General features: G+C 57.0%; 13 protein-coding genes. 3 read left to right on the forward strand and 10 right to left on the reverse strand.

Annotated features, from left to right (window positions below):
• Positions 1 to 21: 21 nt before the first annotated feature.
• The 3 genes from ACB037_RS17820 to ACB037_RS17830 all read right to left on the reverse strand — a co-directional run bounded on the left by ACB037_RS17820 (position 22) and on the right by ACB037_RS17830 (position 2,473).
• Positions 22 to 462, reverse strand: coding sequence for a DUF2489 domain-containing protein (locus ACB037_RS17820; protein WP_039039514.1), 441 nt, complete (start codon positions 460 to 462; stop codon positions 22 to 24).
• 11 nt (positions 463 to 473) lie between these two features.
• Positions 474 to 1,055 carry a Der GTPase-activating protein YihI gene (yihI, locus tag ACB037_RS17825; protein ID WP_039039515.1) on the reverse strand — a complete coding sequence of 194 codons (582 nt, stop codon included), beginning with the start codon at positions 1,053 to 1,055 and terminating at the stop codon, positions 474 to 476.
• Between the two features lie 800 nt (positions 1,056 to 1,855).
• Positions 1,856 to 2,473 (reverse strand): cytochrome c, encoded by a 618-nt coding sequence (locus tag ACB037_RS17830; protein ID WP_042882257.1) that lies wholly within the window; start codon positions 2,471 to 2,473, stop codon positions 1,856 to 1,858.
• A 143-nt stretch (positions 2,474 to 2,616) separates the two neighbouring features.
• On the opposite strand from ACB037_RS17830, the gene yihA reads away from it, so the two are divergent.
• Positions 2,617 to 3,270, forward strand: a complete 654-nt coding sequence (gene yihA / locus ACB037_RS17835; protein ID WP_042015244.1) for a ribosome biogenesis GTP-binding protein YihA/YsxC — start codon at positions 2,617 to 2,619, stop codon at positions 3,268 to 3,270.
• A 982-nt stretch (positions 3,271 to 4,252) separates the two neighbouring features.
• Here yihA and aroE read toward each other — a convergent pair.
• The 7 genes from aroE to ACB037_RS17870 all read right to left on the reverse strand — a co-directional run bounded on the left by aroE (position 4,253) and on the right by ACB037_RS17870 (position 10,304).
• Entirely contained in the window at positions 4,253 to 5,074 is an 822-nt protein-coding gene (gene aroE / locus ACB037_RS17840; protein WP_151027780.1) for a shikimate dehydrogenase, read from the reverse strand.
• Between the two features lie 102 nt (positions 5,075 to 5,176).
• The gene (gene hemF / locus ACB037_RS17845) at positions 5,177 to 6,085 is read right to left on the reverse strand and encodes an oxygen-dependent coproporphyrinogen oxidase (protein ID WP_151027781.1); all 909 of its coding nucleotides are present in this window, start codon (positions 6,083 to 6,085) and stop codon (positions 5,177 to 5,179) included.
• Positions 6,086 to 6,185: 100 nt separating this feature from the next.
• A complete protein-coding gene (locus tag ACB037_RS17850) occupies positions 6,186 to 6,746 on the reverse strand; it encodes a Sua5/YciO/YrdC/YwlC family protein (protein ID WP_039039520.1) in 561 nt (186 codons plus the stop codon).
• Positions 6,747 to 7,019: 273 nt separating this feature from the next.
• Positions 7,020 to 7,577, reverse strand: a complete 558-nt coding sequence (locus ACB037_RS17855; RefSeq protein ID WP_045522424.1) for a type I DNA topoisomerase — start codon at positions 7,575 to 7,577, stop codon at positions 7,020 to 7,022.
• A 55-nt stretch (positions 7,578 to 7,632) separates the two neighbouring features.
• Positions 7,633 to 8,106, reverse strand: a complete 474-nt coding sequence (locus tag ACB037_RS17860; protein WP_010672510.1) for a DUF494 family protein — start codon at positions 8,104 to 8,106, stop codon at positions 7,633 to 7,635.
• Positions 8,099 to 9,214: a DNA-processing protein DprA gene (gene dprA / locus ACB037_RS17865; RefSeq protein WP_371175672.1), complete on the reverse strand. Its 1,116-nt coding sequence runs from the start codon at positions 9,212 to 9,214 to the stop codon at positions 8,099 to 8,101. The genes ACB037_RS17860 and dprA overlap by 8 nt, the downstream gene beginning before the upstream one ends.
• Before the next feature lies 1 nt (position 9,215).
• Positions 9,216 to 10,304: a LysM peptidoglycan-binding domain-containing protein gene (locus ACB037_RS17870; RefSeq protein ID WP_041214093.1), complete on the reverse strand. Its 1,089-nt coding sequence runs from the start codon at positions 10,302 to 10,304 to the stop codon at positions 9,216 to 9,218.
• A 108-nt stretch (positions 10,305 to 10,412) separates the two neighbouring features.
• Here ACB037_RS17870 and def point away from each other — a divergent pair, with 108 nt between their 5' ends.
• Positions 10,413 to 10,925 (forward strand): peptide deformylase, encoded by a 513-nt coding sequence (def, locus tag ACB037_RS17875; RefSeq protein ID WP_010672507.1) that lies wholly within the window; start codon positions 10,413 to 10,415, stop codon positions 10,923 to 10,925.
• 12 nt (positions 10,926 to 10,937) lie between these two features.
• A complete protein-coding gene (gene fmt / locus ACB037_RS17880; RefSeq protein WP_042015233.1) occupies positions 10,938 to 11,882 on the forward strand; it encodes a methionyl-tRNA formyltransferase in 945 nt (314 codons plus the stop codon).
• Positions 11,883 to 11,909 lie beyond the last annotated feature (27 nt).

The raw sequence follows: 11,909 nt of genomic DNA on the forward strand, positions 1-11,909 counted from the left end.
TCCTCTGTCTTTGTCATGGGCTCACCGGCTTAACTGAAAATCCTTCAGTCTGGCGACATCCTCAAGGATCTGCGCCTCCAGCTCGGCCTCGTAGCCGCTGCGTTCGAGATCCATCTTCATCACTTCATTGCGCTTGAGTGCCCGCCTCGCCTCATGGGTCGGCATCTCTTTCACCTTCTCATAGAGGCCGTAGAGCCCCGGGAACTCGGTGGCAAAGGCGCGGCCCCCCTTTATTTGCAAGGCATCCAGCAGATTGGTCAGCCGGATGGCACCTTCTGAGTAGTCGCACTGACCATCTCGTACCGCGTGGGCGATCACCCTGACACTCTCCAGGATCCGCTCGTTGCGGGCCGCAATGGCGTGCTGCTGCATCTCTTGCTGGCGTTTGAGACGCGCCATCAGGGTGCCGGCATAGACGGCCAGCCCCAGCAAAATCAGGCCACCCAACAGGGCGGCCAGCATCCATCCACTCATCACTTTTTCTTCGGCTCGGGTTTGGCTTCAGGCTGGTAGTCTGCCTGAGAGAAACGCTCCCACAGCTCCTCTTCGGAGGCAGGCTGACTCGGCTCGTCAAAATCGGCATCATCAAAATCCATGTCGCCATCTTCGTCATCGTCGTTGTCGATGATACCGAGCTCGTCCATCAGCTCCTGATAACGGTCAACCCGCTGATCGACCCATGCCTGCTCTGCGGCCTCCAGGGTTTCACCGGCATCCAGACGATCCAGCAAGGCATTGAGGCGATCATCATTCTCGATGGACGCCAGCTCCTGCTCGGGGGTCATCACCACCCGCTTCTCTTTCGCAGGCTTGGTCGCCACCGGCTTGCTGCCCTTCTCGTCGGCAATCAGCGCGATGGGCTTGCGAGAGCCGATGCGTGGATCCTTGGCCTGCTTGGAGCCGCTCTTTTTGCCCGCCTGCTCGACCTGTTGGCGGGAGCCCGCCTTCAGGCCCTTGCGCTTGGCGGCGCGCTTGCGCTCACGACCTTCCTGGGCACTGGCATCTGATTCTTTGCGCTTGCCGGTAGGCTTGCGGTTGGGTTGTTTGGCCGACATGAATGACTCCGACAAATAACTGAATGGAAACCCCCGGAGCGTGTCGTCCGGGGAGGATGCTGAAGCGGGGAACAGTAAATATGGAACAAGAGTGGGATCCCGCACCAATTCGACCACTTTGGGCCGCTGAACACCGCAGGATCGGCATCCTCTGGGCATGTTGCTGGTATTTTGACACAGAATGTCTTGGCGGGTTAATGACCCAATAGAAAAAAGGCAGCCGAAGCTGCCTTTTTCCATCATGCGAGTGCCATTCCCTGGTAGCCAATCGCCTTATCCCTGGGCGAACCACGGCGCATCATTTCGTTGGATCATCCTGATCCTTATTGACCAGTCCTGAGTGTGCGTGTGTTTGTTTGTCTAACCCAAACCGGCGACATCCTGCCTCCCATCGGGGTGGTTGCCTCCCGCAGCCCCGCTCATCCCTGGCGGTCACCATCCTGGCTTTTTGCATCTATTGCTCATCGCATGCTCCGAGCCGACATCCTGTCAAACCGAAGACGGGTCTTGCACCCTCTCTCCGGCCAATCCTGATTGCCTACTGTAACTTCTTCGCTGGATGACTCAATCAACCAAAGCACATTTCGAACTGGTACAAAGTAATGTTCTATTTCTTAATTCATTGAAAAACAAAAAATAAAATAATATACGTGAGCAATCTTTCAGACACGACCAGCCCCGTATATAGAAGATCTCTTACAGCAATGCAGGCTGTTTACGGGCGATCGCTACAACCTCAAAAAAGAACAGGGAACACAATGGTTCCCTGTTCTTTTCAACAAGATAACTAACAGTCTATATCAGTGAAGCCCCGCCACATACTTGGAGAGCGCCTCGATGTCCTGATCCGTCAGCTTCTTGGCCACATCCCGCATCATGCCATTGGGATCGTTGTCGCGGGTCGCCGAACGAAAAGCGGTGAGCTGGGCCTTGATATAGGCGGGATGCTGCCCTGACAGGCTGGGGTACTTCGCTTGCTCGACGCCGGAACCCCGTGGGCCATGACAGGCGGTACAGGCGGCCAGGCCTCGCTCCATGTCTCCCCCCATATAAAGCGCCTTGCCTGCGGCAACCACATCATCGGGCACGGCAACCGGCGTCACCTTCTGGCTGGAGAAATAGGCGGCAAGATCGTCCATATCCTGCTCGGACAACGGCAACGCCATGGGTCCCATGACGGGCGCAACCCGACCAGTTTGGCCAGAAGCTGCAGCCTTCAGTTCAACTAATTGTTTTTTGATATATGATGCGTGCTGACCAGCAATCTTGGGATACATGTCGACTGGGCTGTTGCCGTCCGGTCCATGACAGGCCGCACAGACGGCAGCCTTGGTTTGTCCCGCAGCGGCATCGCCCTTGGCTTGTGCCATCCCAGTTACGCCAACCATCAGAGCAAGTGTAATGACTAGGTTCTTCATGGCGTTCCAACTTTCTCGTTATTAGGCTTCCAGATCCCATGCCGCTGAAGGCATGTTAAAATAAACGCGTTCAAGCGACGCCATTTTACACTATTTCACAAAAAAGTAACTCTATAACCCTCTATCTCTATGGGGAATTTACGTTGGATACACAAACTCTGAATTTCAATAAGGTGCATTTTGTGACCAGCGCACCCGACATCCGCCACCTGCCAAATGATGGGGGTGTCGAGATTGCGTTTGCCGGTCGTTCCAACGCTGGCAAATCGTCTGCATTGAATACCTTGACCAAACACAAGAACCTGGCGCGTACCAGTAAGACCCCTGGCCGTACTCAGCTGATCAACCTGTTTGAGCTGGAACCGGGCAAACGCCTGGTTGACTTGCCTGGCTATGGATATGCCCAGGTTCCGCTGGAAATGAAGCTCAAGTGGCAAAAGTCACTGGCTGAATACCTGCAACGACGGGAGTCCCTGAAAGGGCTGGTGATCCTGATGGACATCCGCCATCCGCTCAAGGAAACCGACATGAACATGCTGGAATGGAGTTCACACCGTGAACTGCCGGTGATGCTGTTGCTGACCAAGGCGGACAAGTTAAGCCCGGGGCCCCGCAACAACCAGGTGATCAAGGTTCGTCAGGCGGTGGCAGAACTGGGCCCGCAGATCCAGGTTGAAGCATTCTCTTCTCTGACCAATATCGGCGTCGAGAAGCTGGCCCAGACCCTGAGCGGCTGGTACCTGTCCGAAGCAGACAACGCCCAGGTAGACGACGAAGATAATCAGAACGAGGAGTAAACGACTCCTCTCCCTGGCTGCAATTGGCGGAGTTGGACCTCCGCTGATTGAAAGGCTTTCATGATCCCCCCATCTCCGAGCCCTCCCTCCCCGCCTTCGCCACCTCTGAAGAAAAACCTCAAAAAATATATTTAAATCATACTGATAGCATGTTTAGACGCGAAAAGAATTAACTAATCATCAACCTGATACCGTTTTCATGGATATCGAGTAAAAAATCAGAATTGAAGGCCGTAACAAACGAAACTGAAATTTAATTACACGATGAGGCAATGTAGGGATAAAAATGAGGCCGGTCTTGCCATTGCAAACCGGCCTGAAGAAATGAGTTCAAAAATTTGGGAAAAAGCGAGTTCTCGAGAACAAAGACGATTGGTTTTCCTCAAGAAACGCCTTCATTCTAACAAAGAACGGCAACAATTAAAGCATTTACTCTAAATGTTGCTCATAAAAAAACGCCCCGACGATGACTCATCGGGGCTGCTATTCAGCCACATTCAATTACGTGAAATAAAAGGTCTGAAAGATAGAACATCTTACCTCTGTACCCTACGCCGACAACTGTACAGCAAAGCAGCAGAAAGTGAAAGTAATTTATGTAATTTAGTTTCAAAGATAGGGAAGGAAAAAAAATATTCATAATTTTCATGCAGATAAAAAAATCCCCAGTACGAATACCGGGGAGTTATAAAGGTGACTAGCTAGCACTTCCTCAACTATCCAGTTAGTCAGCAGTCCGTTACAGAAGTTCCGCTGCTTTGAGAAAAAACTCAAAAAAATTCTGCGCGCTACGGCAAATTAAAAGTAACTTATTGTTAGATAATGATTTTATAAAATGGTGGCTGTTCTGCCACACCCCCACCACAGAACAACCGTTTCACGTCACACGTGTCGTGCCGCATCCTGATGGATGCCCCCTATCCAGCGATGCAGAATCTCTACATCAGATCTGCCGACAGCCCAATAGAGCACACTAGCTGGTTCACACGACGCCCAGATTGCGCTGCAACTCTCTCAATACCTGCTTGGTGCCGGGCCGGATCCCTCGCCATACGGTAAAGGCCTCAGCAGCCTGCTCGACCAGCATGCCCAATCCATCCATGGTATGGCGCGCGCCATGTTGTTTGGCCCAGCCGATGAAGGCTGTGTCCGTTACGCCATACATCATGTCGTAGATCGCGATGTCCGGGTGGATGAGGGTTGGCGCCAAAGGTGGCAACTCTCCTTGCAGACTCGCTGAGGTGGAATTGATGATGAGATCGAACGGCCCCACCAGCTGTTCATAGGATTGAGCCGTGATGCTGCCCAGATCCCTGAACTCCACAGCCAGCTGTTCCGCCTTGGCATGGGTACGGTTGACCACGACGATCTCGCCCGGCGCTTCCGCCAGCAGGGGGGCCAGGGCACCACGAGCTGCGCCACCGGCCCCCAGAAGCAGGATCCTGCTACCGGCAAGGTTCACTCCGTGAGCCTTGAGATCGGCGACCAGCCCGGCGCCGTCGGTATTGTCACCCAGCAGCACACCATCATCAGTCAGTTTGATGGTGTTGACCGCTCCCGCCCGCTTGGCCCTGGGGCTCAACCGCTCCACCAGCACGAAGGCTTGCTCCTTGAAAGGCACGGTCACGTTGCACCCCTTCCCTCCTTCGGCGAAGAAGTGGTTCAGAGCGCTGGCAAACTCATCGACAGCAGGTTCTGCCAGACCATACTCCAGCTCTTGCTGGGTCTGCCTGGCAAACAGGGTATGAATGAAGGGAGATTTGCTGTGGCGCACGGGGTGGCCAAAAACCAGATAACGATCCATCAAGGCGTTCCTTTTGAGAGCAATATCCCGATTTAACGGGTTTTCTCATGAAGGAACAAGCCGAATATCGGCAATAAGAAGAGGCCATCATGGCCCCTCTGGTCACAACCACTCGCGCGGTTTGAGGTAGTCGCTGTAGAGCAATGCCTCCGGGCTGCCAGCCTCCGGCTGCCAGTCGTACTCCCAGCGCGCCAGCGGCGGCATCGACATCAGGATCGATTCGGTACGCCCCCCCGTCTGCAGTCCGAACAGGGTCCCGCGGTCGTAGACCAGATTGAACTCCACGTAGCGGCCACGGCGATAAAGCTGGAACGCCCGTTCCCGCTCCCCATAAGCAAGCTCCTTGCGTCGCTCGATAATCGGCAAGTAGGCCGCCAGGTAACCCTCACCCACTGCACGCATGAAGGCAAAGCAGTCGGCAAAGGGCCAGCGGTTCAGGTCATCGAAGAAAAGACCACCCACCCCGCGCGTCTCGCCCCGATGCTTGAGGAAGAAGTAACGATCGCACCAGGATTTGAACTCGGGATAAATGTCGGTGCCGAACGGCTGACAGAGCTCATGGGAGACCTGGTGCCAATGCCTCACGTCCTCTTCGAACGGATAGAAGGGCGTCAGGTCGAAGCCGCCACCAAACCACCAGATCGGCTCCTCCCCCTCTTTCTCGGCGATGAAGAACCGCACATTCGCATGGCTGGTCGGTACATAGGGATTATGCGGGTGGATCACCAGCGACACCCCCATGGCCTCAAACCTGCGGCCAGCCAGTTCGGGACGATGTGCGGTCGCGGATGCCGGCATGGCATCGCCATAGACATGGGAGAAGTTGACCCCACCTTGCTCGATCACCGCCCCCTGGCGCAGCACCCGTGTTCTACCGCCACCACCACCTTCGCGACTCCAGGCATCTTCCACAAAGTGCCCGCATCCATCGGCCTGCTCCAGGCCACGGCAGATATCATCCTGCAATTGCAGCAGGAAGGCTTTTACCTGGGCCACATCCGGTTTGCTCATTTTATCTCCTGTCAGACAGGCATCATGCATGCACTGCCTGCACTTCTCGTATTGTCATGACCTCATCGCACAACCTGCATGAAACAGGGTCGTGCCCAACTCAGGATGGGCGAATGATGGCCCCGGTGCGGGCGTCCTTGATTTCGGACGGGTTGGCTTGCCCCCCGACTTCGCCGGGCAGAATGTAAGCCAGCTGGCTTGCCAGCAGATCGCCAATATCAGCCACCCGGCGAGCGGGTTCCTCACCGGTTAGATTGGCACTGGTGGACACCAGCGGTTTGCCAAATGCCCGGCAAAGCCCTTGCACCTGGGGATGGCCTGTGACCCGCACCGCCAGGGTCTCGAACTGACCGGTCAACCAGGACGGCGTCGTCGCGCGAGCGGGCATGATCCAGGTGAAGGGACCAGGCCAGCTCGCCTGCACGCGAGCAAGCTGCTCATCGCTGAGCTGGCTCAGGTCGATGTAGTCCTGCAATTGCGCCAGATCTGCCGCGATCAGGATCAATCCCTTCTCCACCGGCCGCTGCTTGATGGCCAGCAGCCGCTGCACGGCGGCTTCGGAATCAGGATCACACCCCAGACCAAACACGGCTTCGGTGGCATAGGCGATAACCCCTTCTCCTTGAAGGGCGGCAACCGCTTGTTCAAATTCATTTGGCATAAGCACATGCGACAGCCACGCTGCCGCCTCTCATCACTGGATTGTATGTTGAACCGACATGACGGCATCGGGGCCATCACTGCTGCGATATGGGCTATATCCCTGCTCCTCTTCAGTCATGCATTTCGGCTCAGACGCTTGCGTGCATCAGTGAACTGAACAACCGCAGGGAGCTTGAGATGGCGATCAGGAGCAGGGCGACTTGGGCGATGCGCATCAGCTCACAACCTCACGCTGACCAGCAATCCGCCTGCCTGATCATGGGCGGCGAGATTATACCCGCTCAATCTGGTGGGAGCATTTCTTTTGCGGGCAGACCCAGCGCAGGTTTCCCCGCACCTTCTTCTCGATCATGATGCCCCAGCCACACTCGGGACAGGGTATGGGAACCGGCTTGTCATTCACCACATACTTGCAGTGAGGATAGGCGTCACACGAGTAGAACTGTTTGCCATAACGGGACGTGCGGCTCACCAGATGACCTTTGCCACACTCCGGGCAGAGGATTTGGGTATCGTCACTCTCCTGAAGGGATTCGATATGCTGACAGGCCGGGTACTGGGTACATCCCACAAACAGACCGTAACGACCCTTCTTGATGGCCAGTGGATGGCCACAATCCGGACAGGACGACCCCTCGAGCACTTTCTCTATATCGCGGCCAGAGGGGGTGAGGGAGCGAATGTAATCGCAAGCGGGATAGGCTGAACAACCAAGGAAGGGACCGTGCTTGCCCTGGCGGATCACCAGTTCAGCACCACACTGCGGGCACGGCTCGCGCTCGAAGGCATGTTCGTGGGCAGAGAAGAGGTGGTGATCGATCTTTGACATGGGCCGCGCCTTGAAATCCAGATGGCCTGAATTCTACCAGCGCGGCACCAGGCTGTCAGTGGATGACGCCGTCCGACTCGTCAAACACCAGCTCTTCCATCTGCTGGTAGGCGTTTTCGCTGCCTGGCACATTGAACAGCACCATCATGACGACCCACTTCAGATCGTCCAGCTCGATGTCCGGCTTGTCCAGCTCGAGCAACCGTTCGATGCAGATTTCACGGGTTTCGGCATTCAGCACTTGCGCCTGCTCCAGGAACAGCAGGAAACCGCGACATTCAGTACTGAGGCGAACCAGCTCCTGCGGCGCATAGATCCGCATAGAGCCCTGCTGGCTTGCGGTGACATAGACTTCCCGCTCGCTGTCGTGCAGGTTGGCCAGTCGCTCCAGCCAGTTGAGCGCTTTCTCGATCTCGTCCTTGTCGAAACCGGCCCGGCTCAGTTCGTCGGTGAGTTCATCCTGCTCGACCATCACATCTGCATCGCTGTGGATGTAGGTCTCGAAAAGGTACATCAATACATCAAACATGATTCGCCCTCCTCGCTCTGACGTATCCACCGGCTACCGCCATCACTGCACCAACCAGCTCCAGCTCTACCAACCTGCCCAGTACGACATCGACAGGAAGCCGGGCCCGTTCGGCAACGGTATCCACGCTCGTGGTCTCATAATCTACGTTATCCAACAAATCGGCATAAGGCAATTCGCTATTATGCTGCGCCTCGGAAGAACCGTTGGCGGGTCCAGGGGACAAGACCAGCCTTGGAAACTCTTCCAGGATATCGGCGGCATTCAAGACCAGCTTGGCACCCTGTTGAAGCAGACGGTTGCACCCTGCTGCCTGTGCATTTTGCGGGGCGCCGGGAACGGCAAAGACCTCGCGGCCCTGCTCCAGCGCATAACGGGCCGTGATGAGCGAACCACTCTGTTCTGCCGCCTCCACCACCAGTGTCCCCAGCGACAGACCACTGATGATACGGTTGCGGCGAGGGAAGTGTTCAGCCAGGGGGCCTTGCTGGGGCGCCAACTCGGAGACAAGCAGACCTTCCTGCTCGAGGATCTGCATCGCCAACCCCTGATGACGCTTGGGGTAGAGACAATCCAGACCGGATCCGAGCACCGCCAGGGTGATTCCGCCCGATGCCAGCGCCTGCTGATGGCAAACGCCATCGATGCCCAACGCGAGGCCGGAGGTGATCGCCAGACCACAGCCCACCAACTCGGCACACAAGCGTGTCGCATTGTCTTTGCCGGCATAGGTGGGGTGGCGGGTACCCACCATCGCCAACTGTGGCAGGGAGAGGGATGAGACGTTCCCGCGGCAGTAGAGCAAGAGCGGGGCGCCGGGGATCTCTTTGAGCAGGGCAGGATATGCGGGGTCATCGGGACAGAGGAGGTGATTGCCGGGCTCGGCGGCCCAGCTCAATCCCTGCTCCACGACAGGAAGAGGCCATCTCATCTGCTGAATCTGGACACTCTGCAGGCCAAGAGCTCGCAGGGCGCCATCGTCTGAGTCAAACAGAGTTGTGATGTCACCACCCACATGAGCCAACAGGCGAGCGGCGGTGACCGGGCCTATGCCTGTAACGGCATCCAGCGTCAGCCATAGCGACAACCGCTCCAGTGGCAAGGGCACGTCAGAAATTACTGACCTGATAACCAGATCCGACCAGATCCTGGCTCTGCAGGATAAGACCGTAACTCAATTTGTCGTAGACCTTGAACAACATGACTCTGGCAACGGCCTCGGCAGGCAGCGATGACTTGCCGGCAGAATAGAACGCCTTGTCATAGACGGATGAATATTCCCGATATGACACCTTGCCATTCTTGTCTACCATCTCGGCTCCCGGGCGCAGGATCTCGAGCACATCGCCCGGGGCCACCTGATCACGCTCCCCCTTGTTGATGAGTACCACATCAAATTTGCCCCCACCATGTACCTTGCTCGGCAGCTCGATCACATAGCCGGGGGAAATGGAGGGTGCCGCCTTTGGCATGAACACGGCAGAGATGCTCTCCTGCGACGGCAGCGGCATCACCTTGTCGCCCTGATACACCTCACGCCGGTTATGGGTCAGCGTCACTTTGGTGGTGTCGTGGGCAAGGTACTCCTCTGCCCGCACCGTGCCGACAAAAATTGCCTCCTGACCTAGCGACTCGCCGGTATGCTTGTCCTTGTATGCCACCCCCGGGCGATAGAGGCCATAACTCTGGCCCGGGTTCAGGGCTCCTTTCACATAGAGAATGTCGCCCTCCAGCATCCCGACATGCTTGTCATTGTTGCCGAGCACATAGGGCAGGTCCTTGCTCTGCTGGCTGTTAGCCAGAATGTGGTCGGTCTGCAGGAAGGGCGCTATCTCGCTCAGAGGAAGGGTCGGTATGGGATTGGCCTTGTTTTCATAGCGGTTCTTGGGCGAGAGACGGATGACCTGCTTGCCCCCCTGACTGGCTTTGCCGAGCCGAGGCTCACCATTGACCCAGCTCAGGTGCAGCACGTCACCGGGATAGATCCAGTGGGGATTGGCGATCTGCGGATTGATGTTCCAGAGGCGTGGCCAGAGCCAGGGTTCGGCCAGATACTGGCCCGAGATGTCCCAGAGGGTGTCCCCTTTTTGCACCACATAAGTCTCGGGGTAACCGGATTTGAGCGTCAACTGCTGTGCCATGGCGCCACCGGCCAGGGCTGTCGCCAGGCAGGCGACGACGATTTGCTTCAGATACATAACACTCCCTGTTACTTCTGCACGCAAAGTGTTGCTGTTTTTTGTCGGCGTAAATGACTAGAATTACGTCAATATTGACTGCGTTTATATGAAACTAAAGAAAAAATTATGGCCATTCTAGATGTATTGCGTTTCCCCGATGAGCGTCTGCGCACAGTCGCGGCCCCTGTCGAAGCCTTTACACCCGAGTTACAACACATTGTAGATGATATGTTCGAAACCATGTACGCGGAGGAAGGCATCGGCCTGGCCGCGACCCAGGTCGACATTCATCAGCGCATCATCGTCATCGATGTCTCCGAGAACCGCGAAGAACAGCTGGTGTTGATCAACCCGGAGATCCTGGAGCAGTCCGGCAGCACCGGCATCGAAGAGGGCTGCCTCTCCGTGCCCGGCAACCGTGCTCTGGTTCCGCGCGCCGAGTGGGTCAAGGTCAGGGCGCAAGATCGCCACGGCAACACCTTCGAGCTGGAAGCGGACGATCTGCTCGCCATCTGCATACAACATGAGATGGATCATCTGGTCGGCAAGCTGTTTGTGGATTACTTGTCCCCGCTCAAGCGCCAGCGCATTCGTCAGAAGCTGGAAAAGATGGCCCGTGAAGATCGCAAAGTCCTCTGAGGATCCGCTCCATTGAACAAGCTGAAACTGATTTTTGCCGGTACCCCCGACTTCGCCGCCCGTCATCTGGCGGCGTTGTTGTCTTCCGGCCACGAGGTCGTCGCCGTTTATACCCAGCCGGACAAGCCCGCCGGTCGCGGCCAGAAGCTCACTGCCAGCCCGGTCAAGGAGCTGGCGCTGGCCCACGATCTGCCGGTCTATCAACCTGCCTCCCTGCGCAATGAAGCGGCGCAAGCCGAACTGGCCGCTCTGGGTGCCGATCTGATGGTCGTCGTGGCTTATGGCCTCATCCTCCCCAAGGCGGTGCTCGATACGCCGCGTCTGGGCTGCATCAACGTCCACGGCTCTCTGCTGCCACGCTGGCGTGGTGCCGCCCCGATTCAACGCTCCATCTGGGCGGGGGATGCCGAAACCGGCGTCACCATCATGCAGATGGATGTGGGGCTGGATACCGGCGCCATGATCCGCAAGGTAACCTGCCCCATCGCCAGTGATGAGACCTCTGCCAGCCTCTATGACAAGCTGGCCGGTCTGGGCCCGCAGGCACTGGTCGATACCCTGGACGCCATGGCTGCCGGCGACACCGCCGCCGAGCCCCAGGACGATGCGCTGGCCAACTACGCCGAGAAGCTCTCCAAGGAAGAGGCCCGCATCGACTGGTCGATGGACGCCGTTGCCATCGAGCGCTGCATCCGAGCCTTCAACCCCTGGCCCATCAGCTGGTTCGACGTCGCCGGACAGACCGTCAAGGTGTGGCAGGCCGAGGTCGTCGCACAGGATCACGGCCAGGCAGCCGGTACCCTGCTCAAGGCCGACAAGCAGGGGATCGAGGTTGCCACCGGTCAGGGCGTGCTGCGCCTGCTGACCCTGCAACCTCCCGGCAAGAAGGCCATGTCCGTTTCGGATCTGCTCAACTCTCGCCGCGACTGGTTTGAACCTGGCACGCAACTGATTTGATCTGGATTGAATTGACACAAGCGGGGC

Source organism: Aeromonas sp. S19(2024) (genome assembly GCF_041402625.1).
Taxonomy (GTDB): Bacteria; Pseudomonadota; Gammaproteobacteria; order Enterobacterales; family Aeromonadaceae; genus Aeromonas; species Aeromonas caviae.